Source organism: Paenibacillus sp. ALE2, from assembly GCF_054113385.1.
Map to the genome: position 1 here is coordinate 3,760,740 of NZ_CM134213.1, position 18,379 is coordinate 3,779,118.

Consider the following 18,379-nt stretch of genomic DNA (forward strand, 5'->3'; position numbering starts at 1 on the left):
TCTTTGTTTTATGATGATTGGGTAGTTATAATGTTTAGACTTCCCGGTTTACCTTGAAGAATGAAATAAGCTCTTCCAGCTCCCCGGACATCAATGTAAGCTTGTCCGAAGCTTGGACAATCGAAGCCATAGACTCTGTCTGTTCCCCAATGGTTTGTTCAATTTGTTTGCTGCTGTTGACTGTTTTGCTAACTGTGGAAGACAACTCGTCCGAGGTAGCTGACATTTCCTGCGTGCTGGCCGAGATTTGCTCAGTTGCACTGGATACCTCCTGGATTTGTGACGACACTTTGTTGGACGCTTCTAAAATTTCAGAGAACATTTCGCCTGTCTGCTTCGTAACTTCCAGTCCGACGTGAACTTCTTTTGTACCCAGGCTAATGCCTTTTACAGTTTGTTCAATCTCTTTTTGAATTTCTTCAATAAGCTCTGCAATTTGTTTGGCGGATTCTTGAGACTGTTCAGCCAAATTACGCACTTCTCCAGCTACTACTGCAAAACCTTTGCCTTCTTCGCCGACTCTGGCAGCTTCAATCGAAGCGTTGAGGGCAAGCAGATTCGTTTGGCTGGCAATACCGGTAATGATGCTTACAATATTACTGATTTCGTTAGAACGGTTCTGCAATGCATTAACGGAATCAACTGTACTTTCCATTGTAGTGGAGATAGAGTCCATCTGAGTGGATAGCTTTTGAGCTACCTGATTGCCTTCAACGGAGCGCTTTTCCATGGAATAAGCTTGATCCGCAACAGAAGAGGAGCTTTCAGCGATGGTTTGGATCACTGTAGACATTTCATTCATAGCCCTGGAGCTTTCAAGTGCTGCGTGATCCTGAGCTTCAAGCCCCTGGGTTATTTCCCGGATATTGTTGTTAATGACGTTTGTATTCGTACTGTTTTTCTCGCTGATGCTTAACAATTCCTGGGCTGATCCCGTTACTTCTTGCGTCGTATCCTGTACTTTCACCATTGTATCGTTAAGGCGCTTGATCATAGAATTAAATTTTTGATTGATAATACCAAGGTCGTCTAGTCCTGTCTTAATTTTCACATTCAGATTACCCTCGCTGACTTCTTCAATTCCCTTCATCAAGGAACGAATTGGGGAGAGCGTGCGTTTTACCAGCAAGTATTGAATCGTCAAGAAGATAGCAAGAAACAGAATGAGCAGTGAAACACCATATACAAGCAGCTTATGAAGACCCGTAGGTACAGAGCTCGCATCTACGTCAAAGTAAATTGCACTTGTGACTTTACCACTTGCATCTGTAATCGGGTAAACAATCGTAGTCCATGTGCCATATTCGTCCGTATAAAAGCTGCTCAATGCTGATTCATTGGATTGAAGCACTTTATTTACGGCTTCTGCATTTTCGTCAGGCAGAGTGTACATATCCCCAATGTTCATCTTCGAGTCTTGGAAAGCTTGCACCAAATTAGTGGGAACGCCAATAATGGAGGTTTGATTTCCTTCTTTTAGTTCTGTCCCAAATATGTAAGCTTGGGCGACATTAGGATAAAATGTGTGAATAGAATCTAGAAATTTACGTAATTCCTGTTGAACAGAACCGTTATAATCTTTTTCGCTTAATGCTTGTTGTACTTTTGTTTTGTCAACATCTTCTGCCCATTTTTTGGTCAGCACTTTAACCTGATCTTGCAGCTGCGTGGTGAGAATGTTCTTTTGAAGTATATAGCTAGATGTGATAAGAATAGCACCTATTAATACGATGTTAAGAAAAGATATTAATAGATTTTTACCAAAAAAGGACATAGTGCTCCACTTCAAGTTTTTCACAAGTTTCTTCTCCTTTAAATTTTAATTTAATGCTACAGTACAGCTATCCCTTATATATTTCGTCAATTTCCTTTATAAATGTTAGCGAATTATTACAATTGGGATATACTTACTGGTTTCACTAAAAACAAAAGCGGCAACCCACATGCAATAAATGTAGGTCGCCGCTTGCTAGCAAGACAGGATAGCTGGTTTCAACTCAAATACAACTAAATTACTTTATTGTTTGAACAATATTTAAAAAATAAGATAAATGCGGGCGAACGAATGCCCTTAATCATTATATATAACAGTCTTTCGCTGAACGTTGAAAGCTTTCTGTCATTATACAAGTAGTGAAATGAGCAGAGGGAGCGAAATAAGCGATAATACTGAGCTTATAACAAATGCAGATGCCGCTTCTGTTTCCAGTGATTCATAGCGGGTCGCGATCATAGCGGCTACAGCAGAGCCGGGAAATGCGACAAGCAGTACGGCTTTGGTTACATCCTCAGGGGACAGTCCGATCAGAACAGCAATACCGAGCATAACCATAGGCATTACGATCGCTTTCAGCACAGCGATACTAAGTGCTTTTGGACTGAACGTAATCTTTTTAATCCCAATAGTTACCCCAATAGCAAATAGAGCCGTACCCGCAGTAATATTGCCGATTTGGTCAAACATAGATTGCAAAAGTTTTGGAGCTTGGAATCCGCATAAAGTCAATACAACACCAATCAAGGGTACGCAAGCCAGCGGTTCACTGAGTCCATGAAGGACAGATTTTATAGTGACTTTAAATAAATTGCCTTTTGTGTCGTCAGATTGTGTTGATTTGCGCTGGCCGACCGTTCCCAAAATACTTGCAAGTGGATCAAGAATCGCATTAACAACGATGCCGGTAATCGCAATAGGAATGGCGACTGCCGCACTTCCGAACAAGCTTCCCAAAACGGGAATCCCCATGAATGCAAAAGAGGGCTGTGTCGAATTCAATGCGAACATGGAGGATTCTGTCAGGCCTTTTTTTGCAATCAAGCGATATAAGATGAGCAATACAATATAAAAGCCAATCACCCCAAGCAGCAAAGCAACAAGAAAGGGCCACTTTTGGATTAACGTCTCTCGTGGTGTCGTCGTAATACCAATAAACAAGTGTGCAGGTAAAGCAAATTTGGTTACCAGTGTATTTAGTCCCTTAGAAGAAGCTGGGTTAAAGGCCTTAAAAAAACCTGCAAAATAACCAATTAAAATGACAAAGAAAATAGGAATTAAAATAATAAAGATATGACCTGTAGCCATGATGTCGCCTCCAATAAAGATGTCCGCCAAAAATGGCGGACATCAGTTAAATAATCACTTTGCTTACAGCAAGTATAAATTTTGATGTTGTTCGCTATTTTTAAACCAGAACGGCTTCCTGTCCATACTGTTTGATGGGTTTATATTTGCATTCCCACATGGATTCCCGAACCGCTTGTACGATATCATCCGGCTGATGACGCGCTACTCCATCTTGTACGGCTGCCTTGGCGACGGCCACTGCTACAGCTTCAGATACTTCTCGCAGTTCGTTGATTTTTGGCAGCAGGGAAGCACCAGGCTGTGACAAATCAACCATTTGAGCTACTGCATGGGCAGCTGCTGCAAACATGCTATCTGTTATAATTTTGGATTTTACTACGATTGCTCCAAGACCAAGACCCGGGAATACAAAAGCATTGTTGGATTGCCCAATTTCAAACGTAATATTGTTGTAGATTACTGGCTCAAAAGGGCTTCCTGTTGCAATAAGCGCTTTTCCTTCAGTCCAGTGGATCAGGTCTTCAGGAGTTGCCTCCGCCAGAGGAGTCGGATTGGACATTGGCATAATAATAGGACGTTCTGTATGCTTAGCCATCTCTTTCACGATTTCCTCACTAAATGCTCCAGCAACACCGGAAGTTCCGATCATAATCGTCGGTTTCACGCGGCGAATAACTTCAAGCAGAGGGATTTTGCCATCTTCAGCATGCTCCCAGTCACGGCATTCGGCAGCATCACGCACATAAGGAACCTGGAATGGCAAAAGTCCTTCCGTTTCATTGGTAAGCAGGCCACGGTAATCATATGCCCAGAAGTTACGTCTTGCTTCAGCTTCTGACAATCCTTCCAGCATCATGGCCGCACTAATTTGGTCTGCATTGCCGATTCCGGCAGCTCCTGGACCAAACACTAGAACCCGATGCTTGCTCAGAGGGATTCCGGACAATTGGACACCAGACATCACACCTGCAAGTGTAACTGCACCGGTACCTTGAATGTCATCATTAAACGTTAAGATATTATTTCCGTACTTATTAATAATATTCCGAGCATTGACGTTACCTAGATCTTCCCAGTGCAGCAGTGCGTTCGGGAAAGAAGAAAGTGCAGCTTGAACATAAGTATCAATAAATTGATCATATTGTTCTCCACGTACACGCTTATGACGATTCCCCATGTATAAAGGATCTTCTAACAGCTTTTCATTGTTTGTACCTGCATCCAGCACAACGGCCAGTACCCGGCTAGGATCAATACCAGCAGCGGCTGTATATACAGCAAGCTTACCAATAGAGATGTTAATACCGCCAACTCCCCAGTCCCCAATTCCCAAAATACTTTCAGAATCTGTGGCTACGATCAGATCGATATCATCAGGACCCAAGTTCAAATTTTTAAAAGCTTCTTTGATGCCAGCAAGATTATCAATAGATAGATACATACCGCCCGGTTTATGATATTCATGACTGTATTCCTGAATAGCCTGACCGACTGTTGGTGTATAGACAATCGGAAGCATCTCGCTCAAGTGCTCGGAAAGCAAACGATAATAAAGGACAGTATTCCGATTAAAAAGATCATTTAATGCAACGTTTTTACGTAAATTATCCGGCTGGCTTTGAAATTGCTCATACACCCGTTGAACTTGTTCCTCAATCGTGAGTATGGTAGGAGGAAGGAGGCCGTCAAGTCCGAGCTGCTGACGTTCTTCCAGTGTAAAAGCCACTCCTTTGTTCAGCAGTGGGTTGGCAAGAAGATCTTTTCCGGTTAATTTGGTTTCGATAGTTCCATCTTCCGTAACATGAAAAGCACGCATTTCCAATTCCTTCTTTCTAAAAAAATACATTCGGTTAATCCTTGAACAATTCGTGAACAAGTATACGCCTTATTTTAAACCAAGTGAACAAGTATGTTGTGTGAAAAATGGTTATATAAGTGTTTACATAAGAAAAAATATGAAAATGAAAGCGGATTTCAATGATTTTCAAATGAAAAATTCATCTAATTTTCATAATATTTTCGGTAAATATTCAATAAATGTGACTTTTTTCATAGCTTTTATAATTTGATTGAATATGTATAGAGGAATAGCTTAACTTCATTTTTTTATAAATGAAGTTAAGCTATTGTTTATTATAAGGGATAATTGAGGCTTAAAATCTAAACGTTTGGTGGCTGTCTATTTAGTGGATAGTCAGATATTTAATTCTCCGATTCGGTTAACGGCTTCATTAGCGCCTGGAGCAGAGCGTTGCATCCAGCTGTTGCGCCATTTCAATTGCATGATAATGACGAGGACAAAAGCACAGAATGTGATCAGACTTAGACAGATGAAGCCAGGCATGTAAGAACCCGTTAATTTGTACAGATGGCCCAGAATAAGAGGAAGACAGTATCCGCCTATGCCACCAGCAGCCCCGACGATGCCGGTCATAAGCCCGATTTCGTTGCCGAATCGCTGCGGCACAAGCTGGAATACGGAGCCGTTGCCAGCCCCAAGGCACATCATGCCTACGAACAGCAGAACTACGACTACGGCAAGTGGTGGCAAAAATGCAATGCTGGCGAGCATCATCCCGGCCCCGGCATACAAATACATTAACATGCGAGAACCACCAATCCGGTCAGACAAAAAGCCGCCTACAGGACGAAAGAAGCTTCCGGCAATCACACAAACGGTTGCAAAATCAGCGGCATGCACCGCAGAGAGGCCGTATTGGGTATTGAAGAAAATGGTCAAATAATTAGAAAGGCCGACGAACCCACCGAACGTCACGCAATAAAAGGCACAGAACACCCAGGCATCCCTCTGTTTGAGCACCGAAGCATATTGCGCCAGACTTTTTGGTACTGGGCGATGAGGGCTGTTGCGGGCAAAAATACTGAACAGAACAAAGACGATGAAAATTGGGATAATGGCCAATCCAAACACGACCTCCCAACTGCCAAAATGTTGGGCAATACGGTTGGCAAACAAAGTTGCGAGGACGGTCCCGCTGTTGCCGGCACCGGCAATTCCCATGGCCAGACCTTGATGCTCTTTGGGGTACCATTGGCCAGCCAACGGTAGTGCAGCTGCAAATGAGGCGCCGGCCACACCCAGAAGCAGGGCGACAGTGTACAACTGCTCCAGCGAATCAACCCACAGCCAGCCGAGCAGGAGAGGAATGATCGTGACAAGCATACCGATCTGTCCCGTGAGCTTCGGACCGATATAATCTGACATGAATCCAAGCACAAGTCGCAACAGAGAGCCGCTGAGTATCGGGAGAGCGACAAGGTTGGCTTTTTGTACAGGGTCCATTGGATAATCATTAGCAATGACAACGACCAACGGTCCAATCATCCCCCATATCATAAAGCTAATATCAAAATACAAAAAAGAGCCAAAAAGGGTGGGCTTGTGTCCGCTGTGCCAGAAACTTTTTTTCTTCATTCTCCATCTCTCCTGTTCTTATTGGGGTTTGTAGAGCTCAGGCCTTAGACTTCAGCCCTCTGCTGAACATAAAAAGCCGCAAATCGTCCCGTCATTGATATTGGGAACGTTTTGCGGCTTCATTGCCGTGTTTGACACACTTCATTGTGCATCGCTTTGGTATGATCACATGGTAGTGATTTTAATTCAAATTATAAAAAGACATTCTACTTGTGTCAATATACATAACATTAAAATTATAATAAATTAAAAAAATAGGTTTGAATACAGGTTTCATGTATTGAATATTGACATCATACTCACAATTCAGTAATCTTAAGTACATATCGGTACAACGATGTGCCGACATTTACGGCAACGGTGCCCTTTTCCATCGAATGGAGAAGGGCTTTTTCTGTCTTATTTTAGGTTCAGAGAATGGGGCTGGATTAATTATGATAAAAAGACTGGTCGTCATCGGTAATGGTATGGCAGGCATCAAATGTGTGGAGGAAATTCTCAGTCTGGAGCCGGAGCGGTTCCAAATCACAATATTTGGTGCAGAGCCACGTCCCGGATACAACCGTGTGCTCCTGTCCAAAATGCTTCAGGAGGAGAGCTCGTTCCAACATATTGTTACCCATAGCTGGGACTGGTACGAAGAAAATGGGGTAAAGTTGCAAGCCGGTGAACGTGTGTGTCGTATTGATGTAGCAACCGGTATGGTGGAAACGGAATCCGGCATTCAAGAGCCCTATGACATTCTCATACTGGCAACTGGCTCTTTGCCTTTCATACCTCCCATTCCCGGAGTCCGAAAAGAGGGAGTAATCGCTTTTCGTGATGTAAATGACTGTGAAACCATGGCCAGATATGCCAAAACGTATCGCAAGGCCACCGTCATCGGAGGAGGGCTATTGGGGCTTGAGGCTGCTCAAGGCTTGCTGAATCTAGGGATGGAAACTGACGTTGTTCATAATGCGCAGTATCTGATGAATCGTCAGCTTGACCGTACTGCGGCTGTGCTTTTACAACGGCGGTTGGAGCAGCAGGGCATGCGGTTTCATTTGGCGAAGGATACGGTCAATATTATAGGTCGCAACCGGGCACAAGGATTGATGTTTGCGGACGGGAACAGATTGGAAACAGACTTGGTCGTGCTGGCGGTTGGTATCCGGCCCAATATCGCTTTGGCTCAGGACAGTGGTCTGACAGTAAACCGTGCCATTGTCGTGGATGATTATATGCGCACGAGTATTCCTGGTATTTACGCAGTTGGCGAATGTGCTGAGCACCGTGGAATTTCATATGGGCTGGTGGCGCCGCTATATGAGCAGGGCAAAGTGCTGGCAAAGGTGATTTGTGGTCGTGAAACGGCTCCTTATGAAGGGACGGTTCCCTATGCCCAGCTCAAGGTTGCGGGAATTCATGTGTTTTCGGCAGGAGACATTCGTGAAGAGGGAAACGAGATTGCGATCATGGAATATAACGGTATGCAGGAGATGTACAAAAAAGTGATGATGCGCGCTGGCGCTATTACTGGAGCGATTTTATTCGGGGATACGGCGGAAAGCACCTCGCTGCTTGGAATGGTACGGCGCGGCGCGCCAACTACAGGGCTTACACCTCAGAATAACAGCAAAAGCAAAGCAGAGGATGCTGCGGAAGCATTGCCCGAAGGAGAGACGGTATGCGCATGTAACGGTGTGAGCAAGGGGGATATCTTGCGAGTGATTGCCACAGATAAGCTGAAAACAGTCGAAGAGGTGAAGAGCCGGACCAAAGCGTCCGGTTCCTGCGGTGGTTGCCGGCCGCTAGTGGCTGCACTGGTCAAAAATGGTTTGTCCCGAGCGACAGCTTCTGGACCTGTGGTTACTCCGACTGCTCAAGAAGTTGTTCCTGTGTGTGGTTGTACGCATTATGATCATGATTCGCTTAAGACAGCGATGGTGGAGGCAGTTTGTCGAACTCTAGAGGAAGTGGTATCTCGTCTCGGTTGGACCAGGCAGCAGGGCTGTGAATTATGTCGTCCTGCTGTACTTTATTATCTGGAATCTCTAGGTTTGCGGAACGGATCTGCAACAAATCAACTGGGAATAGGCGTTGCGCTTCAGCCCACCGTACCATACGAAGGGGAAGCGGGTTCTGTGGGCCTGAGTTTTACAAATTTGGATGTTGAACGTAGGGATTTTGTTGATCCTGCCCCGATCGATCAGGCTTCTGGTGGAGTGATCTGGCTGAGAGAGCGGCTGGCAGCAGTATGGGGCAGTCTTTCATTACCGTCACCAGTTGCGGTTGCTGTTAGTCCGGGTTCAGAGTATCCCGATGGCGTGCTTGTCCATGACATTGGAATCTCCCGATCTCCAGCAGGTTGGGAGGTTTATGCTGGTGGCCATGCAGGACATCCGGTTCGTCAGGGGTTGCTGCTTGGATTGGAGGAGAATCCGGAAGAAGTGGTGCTGATGGTTGTAACCTGCTTGCAAATATACAGGCATAGTGCTAGGTATGGGGAGAAAATGTGGGAATGGATTGAACGGACTGGCGTTCTAGCGCTGCGGGAAAGTGTGCTCGACGTTACTCTGCGAAGTGAGCTGACCGGTAGCCTGCGGTCCACCATGCTGACAGGTTAACGGATTGTGGGAGTTGTAGTGAATGGAGAGGGAAGGTGACTTTTATGTGTCAGTCAGGAGAAAACAAACTGGAAGCCGGTCAATACGTCCTCCCTGTGGTGGAGACACAGTGCCCATTTTGCAGCGTGCAATGTAAGATGACCGTTAGTACGGAAACGGAAGCACTCGCGGGTATCGTTCGAACGGTGTATAAAGCGGAAGGGAAACCTAATGCAGCCTCACAAGGCAGGTTGTGCATCAAGGGAATGAATGCGCATCAGCATGCAACTCATGCAGAAAGGCTGACACAGCCTCTCCTGCGCAAAGAGGGCAGGCTCGTTCCTGTCCCATGGGGAGAGGCGATGGATGCTGTAACCAGCAGTTTCTCTTCGCTACTGTCCAAGCAGGGTCCTGATGGAATCGGCATTTACGGCGGAGGCTCGTTATCGAATGAAACGGCTTATTTACTTGGGAAATTTGCCAGAGTGGCTATAGGTACGCGCTATATTGATTATAACGGGCGCTTCTGCATGTCGGCGGCAGCATCTGCTGGCAGCAAAGTGTTTGGTGTTGACCGCGGACTGACCTGTAGGCTGGCTGATATTCCGTTGGCTCGTTGTATTGTGCTTGCAGGCACGAATATCGCTGAGTGTCAGCCGACGTTAATGCCTTATTTTCACCAAGCGAAGGAAAATGGCGCGTTTATCATCGTAATTGACCCGCGCACGACTCCCACAGCGGCAATAGCCGATCTGCACCTGCAAATCAGACCAGGTACGGATGCTGTGCTGGCCAATGCCATGCTAAAGGTCGTCGTGGATGAGGGATTGATAAATGAAGAATTTATCCGCAAGCGGACCAACGGGTATGACCAGTTGTTGACTCATTTGAATGGGGTGAATCTGAACGAATCGGCTGCGTTGTGCGGAATTGAGGCAGAAATGATCCGGCAGGCAGCACGTGCCTTTGGTGGCGTGGAGACTGGCATCGTTTTTACAGCCAGGGGTGTCGAACAGCAGACAGATGGGCATATGGCGGTGCGTGCATTTCTTAATCTCGTGCTGGCCACCGGAAAGATTGGAAGAGAAGGGTGTGGGTATGGTGCCATCACAGGTCAGGGGAACGGGCAAGGGGGGCGAGAGCACGGTCAAAAGGCTGATCAGCTTCCTGGTTACAGATCGATTGAGAATGAAGCAGACCGAGCCTATGTTGCGTCCGTGTGGAAAGTTGAACCAAGCAGCTTGCCGGGAAAAGGAGTATCGGCCTATGAAATGATGGAGCTTGTGAATCAGGGAGAAATTCAAGCGCTGTTCGTGATGGGCTCTAATCCTGTTGTGTCTAACCCGAATGCACGGTTGGTCGAGGACGCGCTGGAAAAGCTGGATTTGTTGATTGTGGCGGATATGTTTCTCACTGAAACGGCACGAATGGCCGACGTTGTTTTGCCTGTGACGTCTTATTTGGAGAATACGGGAACGATGACTAATCTGGAAGGCCGCGTTTTGCTGCGGGAAGCGGTGCGCCTTGCACCGGGCGAAGCTAGAGATGACTGGAGCATTTTATGCCAAATAGCTGCAAGGTTGAACAAGGGGAGGTACTTCGCATATAAGGATGCAGAGGATATCTTTGAAGAACTGCGTCTCGCTAGCCGAGGGGGGCTTGCTGATTATTACGGGATCACTTATGACAGGCTGCGTCGCGAGGAAGGGGTGTATTGGCCATGCCCATCTATGGATGAAGCTGGTACGGATACGATGTTTCGGGAAAGTTTTGCTCTTTCCGACCGAAGGGCTGTTTTTACAGTGGTTGAAAGCTGTGGAGCAGGAGAGGAAATATCCGAGGAATATCCGCTTACTTTGACGAATGGCCGCGTGCTGGCTCACTATTTGACTGGCGCGCAAACACGCAGAAGTCCTTCGCTGGCCGCGCGTGAGATTGAGAATTATGTAGAAATTCATCCGCGTACTGCGCAGCGCTGGTATATCAGGGACGGGGAGTGGGTGGAAATAACATCCCAGCGCGGCAGCTTCACCGTCCGCAGCCGGATCAGGCCACATATTCGCGAAGACACGCTTTTCGTGCCCATGCATTGGGGCGGGACGCAAAATGTAAATCGGGCGACCCGACCAGACCTTGATCCGTTCTGCCGGATGCCCGGCTTCAAGACGGCAGCTGTATGCATCCGTCCCCTCCGCCTAGCTGTAGCTGCAACCAGTGGACATAACGGGGAGTGGTCACAGTTCTAGAACAGGAAGGTGTGAGTGCATTTTCTTTTTCCTTGCATAAAAGGCCCGCCCCCTTTGCATGAGCATGGGGGCGGACCTTTTTGAGTAGTTCAGTTTATGTCCCGATAAATGCTGGACTGTAGGAGACGAGTTTTATAAATGAAAATGGGGTTCGGATGTGTTGGCACCCGTTTTTATTTCTTTTCTCAACATAGCTTCACGCCAGCGGCAGTACAACTCCCAGGCGTTCCCGTTTTCAAGCAGCGGCTTGCAGGTGTACAAGCCTTCCTCAATGGAGTCGACCCGCCCTGCAATGAACAGTCGTACCGCGCCGTTGAGCAACACTTGATTCGAGAAGGCAGTAGGAGCTGTGCCTTGCAGCACTTCCTCTGATATGCGCAGCTGTTCAGCAGGGGTCCAGCGGTGTTCTGGTACTACCGAATCCAGCCCGTACATTTCGGGATCTATAACCTGGAGGGACACCTTACCATTAGCAAACAGGTAAGTCCGGGTCGGTCGATCGATGAATAGGTCCTCCGATCCTTCGCTCCCCTGGACGATCAAAGCCCTGTGATAACTCAGATTTTGCATGACCTTCGCCGTCTTGTCGAATACGGTGTTGTGGAAAACACCAAATACAATGTACGGGGAGGAACCGTAATCAACCAGTTTCTCGGCTGTGTTCAGTACTGTGCGAAGCCCCAACTCTTCGCGAATAGACCGCAGATCCCGCAGGGGCGTGCACCATTGTTCGGAAACAACGAAAAGCACGCCTGTCTGCTTCGCAGCATGAATGACGGTTTCGTGTGACATGTCCGCAGTCGCTACCCCCATCTCCTGCAACAAAAGTGGGAGTGTAACCCCCCATTTGGGAGGGAGGGGTGCACTCCCATGCATCGTTACAGGTAATCCGTATGAGGCAAGTAGAAAGGCAGTTGCGAAGGTAGCAATAAATGATGACTTCCTACCGTCGTACGGACCGGCGAAATCAATGCCTTCCTGCATGGGAAAACGGTGGGAATATTTGCGACAGACATTAACGAATGCTTCCAGCTCGGCAACACTCTCCATTTTGATGCGTTCCGCGGCAAAGAAGGCACCGATTTGAGCTGGGGTTGCTGACCGGGTCATAATCAGTTCGGCGGCAGCTTCGGCTTCGGCATAGTTCAGATCACGAGCGCCTCTTTTGCCGCGCCCAACTTCTTTTAATATTTCAATGATATTCATGTTCAAGGCCCCTTTCAGATTTATGCTTTTAGCATTTGCTGTGCTTTCACAATGGAGATGGCCACATCAACGATTCGTTTGCGCTCATTCATCGCTTTTTTACGCAGTAGGTCATATGCCTCCGCTTCCGGGATGCCGTTTACTTCGCCAAGTATCCCCTTCGCCATATCAATCCATTTGCGTTCTTCCAGCCGAGCGGTCAGTTGTTTGCGTTCACTTTGCCAATGCTGGCGTTCAAAAAAGCGTTTGGCGCTAAAATGAAGGGCCCAATTCAGCTCATGGGCTGCCATGGAAGGGGTTAGAATACCGTCGACAGTCACGTCTGCTTCACAAGCCTCCGTCGATGACAGCGCTGATGTCGCGCTGCACCACCAGAGCAACGGAATTGCTTTGGTTTGCTCCAACCTGCTACTCCACATACTGATTGTGCCGACAGGTATGTTTAGTACGGCCGCATCTGCATTATGGATGAGCTGTTTGATTTCAGATTCATGGCGGCAGGGCAAAGGCAGGTATCCGTTGGATTCTAAAAGGTGCTCAGGTTCTGCCTGCCATGAGGGAATGGTGTCTGCCTGCTCGGATGCAGGGTCAGCATGTGAGTGAATTACCAACAAGGAACGCAAGCGGGCTCCTCCTCTCTTTAACATGAAGGGTAAATAAGCATAGGATTGTATGTCTTGATAAGAAATGTGACATATAACTTGATGAGATGGGTTTGCTTTTCCATCATAATGAAGTGGAAACGGACTTTTAAACCATTTTGGCGTGTTTTGGACTGAAAATCAATCCTAATTTTGTAGAAGAGTGATATTTTATACGTCATCAATATGTTACTTAGTGATAAAATATTATTTTTACGAGATTTTGCGTAAGGAATATTGACATGTGATTTGAATCGTTATATATTGGCTACAGTACTTTAAATTCATACTCTGATGGATACAACGGCGTATTCGATGAAACGGCAATGGAGCCTGTTTTCACATGTGGAGGGATGTTTTGCATCCCCGTATGTGAAGCAGGCTTTTTATGTTTTAAGGATAGAAATGAAGAGGGAGTGACCTAATGAACTACATCCAAAAATTAGTGCTGGTCGGCAACGGAATGGCGGGGATACGCACTCTCGAACATTTGCTGAAGATCGCACCAGGTGTCTATGAGATTACGGTATTTGGGGCCGAGCCCCATCCAAACTATAATCGGATCATGCTGTCCTCTGTTCTGGCCGGTGGAGCAGGTTTGCAGGATATTATCATCAACGATTGGAATTGGTATGAAGACAATAATATCCGATTGTATACCGATGATCCTGTCACAGCGATCGATACGGAAAAGCGACAGGTGACTTCACGATCCGGTGTATGCGTCTCTTATGATTTACTGTTGTTGGCAACAGGTTCTAAAGCCTTCATTTTGCCGCTTCCAGGAGCCGACAAGGATGGTGTGATTGGGTTCCGGGATATTCGTGACTGCGAGATGATGATGGAGACGGCGAAGACGCACAAAAAAGCGGCCGTTATCGGCGGCGGATTGCTTGGGCTAGAGGCAGCCAGGGGGCTACTCAATTTGGGAATGGACGTTACAGTTATTCATATTAACGGTTATATTATGGATCGGCAGCTGGATGAGGCTGCTTCCCTTATGTTACGGCGCGAGCTGGAGGAACAGGGAATGACTTTTCTGGTCAATAAGCGGACGGCGGCTATCACCGGGCGTCGTCGCGTGGAAGGGCTAAAGTTTGCTGATGGCAGCGAACTGGAAGCGGATTTGATCGTTATGGCGGTAGGTATCAAACCAGACATTGAACTGGCGGTGTCAGCGGGAATCCCCGTAAACCGCGGTGTCATCGTAAATGATCACATGGAAACGAATATTCCTGGCATATATGCCGTTGGAGAATGTGCAGAACACCGGGGAATCACTTACGGTCTGGTTGCCCCATTATATGAGCAGGGGGGCGTCCTGGCTCAGCGACTCGCGGGAATGGAGACTCCTGGCTACAGTGGTTCCGTTACTTCTACAAGATTGAAGGTATCGGGCGTCGATGTATTTTCAGCAGGAAATTACAAGGATGAGTCGGGAACGCGATCACTGCGGTATCAGGATGATATTGATGGCGTCTACAAAAAAATCGTCATTAAGGAAGAAAAACTGATCGGTGCCGTTCTGTTTGGGGATACCTCTGATGGAGCCAAGTTGTTTTCTCTGATTAAAAGTGGGGAGTCGGTGGTTGGTCGAGAGAAAGAGTTGTTACTTGGCTTTAACCCTGGTCAATCAGAAGGTAGTGGCACCATGATGCTGGAGCAGATGCCTGAAGACGAAATTGTATGCGGATGTAATGGTGTATCCAAGGGTGACATTGGAGAGGCGGTTGCGGCTGGCTGTAAGAGTCTTGGGGAAATTAAGGCCTGCACGAAGGCATCGGCATCATGCGGCGGCTGCAAGCCATTAGTGGAGGGGCTCTTACAGCTGTACGCAGGTGCAGAAGCCGGAGAATCGATTAAAGAGGGGATATGTGGCTGTACGACACTTGATCGGGAAGCGATTATTGATGGTATCCGAGAAATGGGGTTGAAGAGCGTCAAAGAAGTGATGAACGTGCTGGGCTGGAACGAAGCTGAAGGATGCACCAAATGTCGGCCGGCCCTCAATTATTATCTAGGTATGCTGTGGCCACTGGATTATGAGGATGAGAAGGAATCCAGATTTACGAATGAAAGGTACCATGCCAATATTCAGAAAGATGGCACCTACTCTGTGGTGCCCCGCATTTATGGAGGAGTTACTTCACCTGCCGACCTGAAGAAGATTGCTGCTGTCGCGGAGAAATACAATGTGCCTTTGGTTAAATTTACGGGTGGTCAACGTCTTGACCTGCTTGGTGTAAAAAAAGAAGATCTACCGGGAATCTGGTCCGAATTGGATATGCCATCTGGATATGCATATGGAAAGACATTGCGAACGGTCAAGACGTGTGTCGGTAACACTTTTTGTCGCTTCGGCACACAGGACGCTATGGGCATGGGCATCCGGTTGGAAAAGGCATTCGAACGTCTGAATGCGCCATCCAAAGTCAAACTGGCTGTGTCGGGCTGTCCGCGTAACTGCGCAGAAGCGACGATCAAGGACTTGGGTGTTGTCGCTATTGACGGTGGCTGGGGGATCTACATTGGAGGTAACGGCGGTATTAAAGTGCGGGCAGCAGAACTGCTGTGTACTGTAAAAACCGAGGATGAAGTGATGGAATGGACTGGTGCCTATTTACAGTATTACCGTGAGCAGGCGAATTGGAACGAGCGAACAGCTCATTGGGTAGAACGGGTAGGCGTAGAGTCGATCAAACAGGTATTAGCAAATGCGGAGACGAGGCAGCAACTGGTAAGCAGAATTGAGGAGACGTTAAGCACAACGACTGATCCGTGGCACGAAATCATTCATAACGAAGAGCTGCGCAAAAACTTTGTACAGCTGCCGGAGCTTAAGGCAGTAATGGAATAGGAGGCTGACCAAATGGAGAGCAATACGATAACCAGCAGAATCAGGATAGCAGATCTGAACGAGATTGACCGACGTGGAGCAAGAACAGTTCGCATTCATAATGCAGAGATAGCCGTATTTCGCCTTAGTGACGGCAGCGTGCGTGCGCTTGAGAACCGTTGTCCACACAAAGGGGGACGGCTATCCGAAGGAATGATATGTGGATCGGTGGTCCATTGTCCGCTCCATGATTGGAAAGTCGACCTGTCCACTGGTCAGGTGCAAGAGCCGGATACTGGATGTGTGACCACTTACCCGACGGAGATTGACAGTGAGAGTGGAGCAGTTTACATCGTAATCTAGGGGCATTAGGTTTATTTGCTTGGGGTGCTGGGCTTAGTTGTTCTTCTATATAATAGAAGAGATACGTATTGCCGAACAATTCTCTAGAATTCAATCTTGCTGAAAAAAGAGACATTGCTGCTTAAGCGTGGTGTATATAAAAAGTCAACCTTACTTCTGGTTGGCTTTTTTTTCGCCTAAATCTTGAACGACGGCCAGTTTCTCGTCTCGGCACCAACTTAAAAATCTTTACCATCACTACTCATAATCTGAGTGATTGATATAGTTTTCTTACCGAAATCCACGTCCTTCTACCGAATTCCTAATATCTCCGCACTCCGGTAGTTAGAGTAAGAAGGAGCACAATATAATACATATCGTCTTTTGAAGCTTCTAGGTAGGCGTGTGCCTGTTCCGAGGTCCATACCTGCATTTCCTTTTTTCGAGCTTTAGCCGTTCGACTAACGAAACAGGGTTTTTGCTGATCATTATAAAAGTCTTGAATGTGGCGTGGTGTGATGCTGCTAATGGCAAGGTGTCCAAGTGAGACTAGTGTATGATTATATATTTTCATCTTTGCCATTGCAGCAGCAGATATCCCCAGTTGAAGCCGCAAATCCTCTTTGTTTATATCCCTTTCAATAATAGTATGCTAGCAAACTATTGAATTGAAAAAATACTACGTGAAAATTGATCGTAAAATGAAAATATTTGTGATCTATTAGGTTTCACACACGGTAAATTAGTAACATGGAAAACAAAGAGAGAGCAGCACCCCACACAAACACATGCCTGTTTGACGGTGGTAGGTGTAAAACGAGCGGTACCAGTTATCCTCTTGCTATAAGACCTACAGAGAGCCGCTAGGGTAGGATAAGTGGGCATGTTGCTCTTTCTGTTTTCACTACTCCACTCTTGCTAATGTGCGTCTGACAAGCGCACTCCTCATGACAGTGATCCTAGCCGCTAAAGAGTGGATCAGGAGCGCAACTGGTCGCGTAAGAAAGTACCTAGAAAAAGGCTGCATGCAAGGGTGAAAGTGCCATGTCCACATCTATTATCATAACTGCAGTGGGGTATATCCACGAAGGTTCGATTCCTCTCGCGAAAAAGAATGGGTGGGTGTGTCGGTGGTTCGAATCCGCCAGCGGTTTCATGCAGAATACTTGGTGTGCTACTGGATTCATTTCTGGCTGGTCCCGGTTCAAACCCAGGCTTCTGCTAACATGGAATCAGAACCCATTTTTTGTTGAATAATTACAATAAAAGACTTATAATGTAAATGTTCATAAATACCTGTTAAAACTTTATCAATCATGAATGCTCTAATAGATTCTATACATAATGATTTGATTGATAAAGTTGTGCAGGTACAAAAAAATTAAAAGAAAGAAGGCATCTGAACATGAAAAACATCAAAAAAGCTTCTGTAGTATCCGTTTTGTCTTTAGCTCTTGCAATTCCATTAACTGCTTCTGCCGCAGTTACTACGGATGTTGCACCAGCTACAACTGACTCAACAGCAGTTTCCCAGTCTGCAAACACATCGACTGATGTGAATACACCAACACAAGGAGATCATGTTATTACTCCTCAACACCAGCAGGATAAATTCGGGAGTACTGTGAAAAGCTTACCTGGCGAAGGTAGTGCGACAGCTCCCTTTAAAGTGACTGGTGGATATGGGTATGTTAAAATTAACTTTAAGAACAATTCTAGTGATCCAGTAAAAATAATTGTGACACATAATGACACTAATAAAAATTATTATGAAGAAGTCTTGAGCGGAAAAAGTTCGGACAGTTGGAAGAGTTATCCCGGAGTTAAGCAAGGTGTGCGATCTGGTGACTATACAGTGACCTTCAGAGGTGGAAAGAATGGAGATGGAACTAAACCAGTAGATGTAACATTTAGTGGTTTTACAACAGATAATACATCTGAACTTTAATAAGCTATAAGGATACACACATAAAATACGTGAGAAGAGCCGTAGCTTCAT

At 46.4% G+C, this 18,379-nt stretch carries 12 protein-coding genes; 5 read left to right on the plus strand and 7 right to left on the minus strand.

Annotated features, from left to right (window positions below):
• Positions 1–34: 34 nt before the first annotated feature.
• The 4 genes from ACXHJ1_RS16310 to ACXHJ1_RS16325 form a co-directional block, all read right to left on the minus strand.
• A complete protein-coding gene (locus tag ACXHJ1_RS16310; protein WP_090889973.1) occupies positions 35–1,798 on the minus strand; it encodes a methyl-accepting chemotaxis protein in 1,764 nt (587 codons plus the stop codon).
• A gap of 324 nt (positions 1,799–2,122) precedes the next feature.
• On the minus strand, positions 2,123–3,082 hold the full coding sequence (locus tag ACXHJ1_RS16315; RefSeq protein ID WP_016822411.1) for an AEC family transporter: 960 nt from the start codon (positions 3,080–3,082) through the stop codon (positions 2,123–2,125).
• 100 nt (positions 3,083–3,182) lie between these two features.
• Positions 3,183–4,901 carry an NAD-dependent malic enzyme gene (locus ACXHJ1_RS16320; protein WP_025365228.1) on the minus strand — a complete coding sequence of 573 codons (1,719 nt, stop codon included), beginning with the start codon at positions 4,899–4,901 and terminating at the stop codon, positions 3,183–3,185.
• Positions 4,902–5,279: 378 nt separating this feature from the next.
• Positions 5,280–6,521: a nitrate/nitrite transporter gene (locus ACXHJ1_RS16325; protein ID WP_044785291.1), complete on the minus strand. Its 1,242-nt coding sequence runs from the start codon at positions 6,519–6,521 to the stop codon at positions 5,280–5,282.
• 434 nt (positions 6,522–6,955) lie between these two features.
• Here ACXHJ1_RS16325 and nirB (ACXHJ1_RS16330) point away from each other — a divergent pair, with 434 nt between their 5' ends.
• Complete coding sequence (gene nirB / locus ACXHJ1_RS16330; protein WP_107733341.1) at positions 6,956–9,130, plus strand: nitrite reductase large subunit NirB; 2,175 nt, start codon at positions 6,956–6,958, stop codon at positions 9,128–9,130.
• Positions 9,131–9,174: 44 nt separating this feature from the next.
• A complete protein-coding gene (nasC, locus tag ACXHJ1_RS16335; protein ID WP_107733342.1) occupies positions 9,175–11,355 on the plus strand; it encodes an assimilatory nitrate reductase catalytic subunit NasC in 2,181 nt (726 codons plus the stop codon).
• 132 nt (positions 11,356–11,487) lie between these two features.
• Here the strand turns inward: nasC and ACXHJ1_RS16340 are convergent, their stop codons facing one another.
• Both ACXHJ1_RS16340 and ACXHJ1_RS16345 read right to left on the minus strand, forming a co-directional pair.
• Positions 11,488–12,561 (minus strand): anthranilate phosphoribosyltransferase, encoded by a 1,074-nt coding sequence (locus ACXHJ1_RS16340; protein ID WP_107733343.1) that lies wholly within the window; start codon positions 12,559–12,561, stop codon positions 11,488–11,490.
• A gap of 20 nt (positions 12,562–12,581) precedes the next feature.
• Entirely contained in the window at positions 12,582–13,184 is a 603-nt protein-coding gene (locus ACXHJ1_RS16345) for an ANTAR domain-containing response regulator (protein ID WP_016822405.1), read from the minus strand.
• Positions 13,185–13,626: 442 nt separating this feature from the next.
• Here ACXHJ1_RS16345 and nirB (ACXHJ1_RS16350) point away from each other — a divergent pair, with 442 nt between their 5' ends.
• Both nirB (ACXHJ1_RS16350) and nirD read left to right on the plus strand, forming a co-directional pair.
• Positions 13,627–16,059, plus strand: a complete 2,433-nt coding sequence (nirB, locus tag ACXHJ1_RS16350) for a nitrite reductase large subunit NirB (protein WP_457904921.1) — start codon at positions 13,627–13,629, stop codon at positions 16,057–16,059.
• A 12-nt stretch (positions 16,060–16,071) separates the two neighbouring features.
• Positions 16,072–16,401 carry a nitrite reductase small subunit NirD gene (nirD, locus tag ACXHJ1_RS16355; RefSeq protein WP_019687974.1) on the plus strand — a complete coding sequence of 110 codons (330 nt, stop codon included), beginning with the start codon at positions 16,072–16,074 and terminating at the stop codon, positions 16,399–16,401.
• Positions 16,402–16,702: 301 nt separating this feature from the next.
• On the opposite strand, the gene ACXHJ1_RS16360 is transcribed toward nirD, so the two are convergent.
• On the minus strand, positions 16,703–16,963 hold the full coding sequence (locus ACXHJ1_RS16360) for a tyrosine-type recombinase/integrase (protein ID WP_457904922.1): 261 nt from the start codon (positions 16,961–16,963) through the stop codon (positions 16,703–16,705).
• A gap of 822 nt (positions 16,964–17,785) precedes the next feature.
• Here ACXHJ1_RS16360 and ACXHJ1_RS16365 point away from each other — a divergent pair.
• On the plus strand, positions 17,786–18,328 hold the full coding sequence (locus tag ACXHJ1_RS16365; RefSeq protein WP_025365222.1) for a hypothetical protein: 543 nt from the start codon (positions 17,786–17,788) through the stop codon (positions 18,326–18,328).
• Positions 18,329–18,379 lie beyond the last annotated feature (51 nt).

What these genes read in the sequence shown, in the direction of transcription:
- ACXHJ1_RS16315 (WP_016822411.1), bottom strand. Translation starts at nt 3,082, where the DNA reads ATGGCTACAGGTCATATCTTTATTATTTTAATTCCTATTTTCTTTGTC.
- ACXHJ1_RS16320 (WP_025365228.1), bottom strand. Translation starts at nt 4,901, where the DNA reads ATGCGTGCTTTTCATGTTACGGAAGATGGAACTATCGAAACCAAATTA.
- ACXHJ1_RS16325 (WP_044785291.1), bottom strand. Translation starts at nt 6,521, where the DNA reads ATGAAGAAAAAAAGTTTCTGGCACAGCGGACACAAGCCCACCCTTTTT.
- nirB (WP_107733341.1), top strand. Translation starts at nt 6,956, where the DNA reads ATGATAAAAAGACTGGTCGTCATCGGTAATGGTATGGCAGGCATCAAA.
- nasC (WP_107733342.1), top strand. Translation starts at nt 9,175, where the DNA reads ATGTGTCAGTCAGGAGAAAACAAACTGGAAGCCGGTCAATACGTCCTC.
- ACXHJ1_RS16340 (WP_107733343.1), bottom strand. Translation starts at nt 12,561, where the DNA reads ATGAATATCATTGAAATATTAAAAGAAGTTGGGCGCGGCAAAAGAGGC.
- nirB (WP_457904921.1), top strand. Translation starts at nt 13,627, where the DNA reads ATGAACTACATCCAAAAATTAGTGCTGGTCGGCAACGGAATGGCGGGG.
- nirD (WP_019687974.1), top strand. Translation starts at nt 16,072, where the DNA reads ATGGAGAGCAATACGATAACCAGCAGAATCAGGATAGCAGATCTGAAC.
- ACXHJ1_RS16360 (WP_457904922.1), bottom strand. Translation starts at nt 16,963, where the DNA reads ATGGCAAAGATGAAAATATATAATCATACACTAGTCTCACTTGGACAC.
- ACXHJ1_RS16365 (WP_025365222.1), top strand. Translation starts at nt 17,786, where the DNA reads ATGAAAAACATCAAAAAAGCTTCTGTAGTATCCGTTTTGTCTTTAGCT.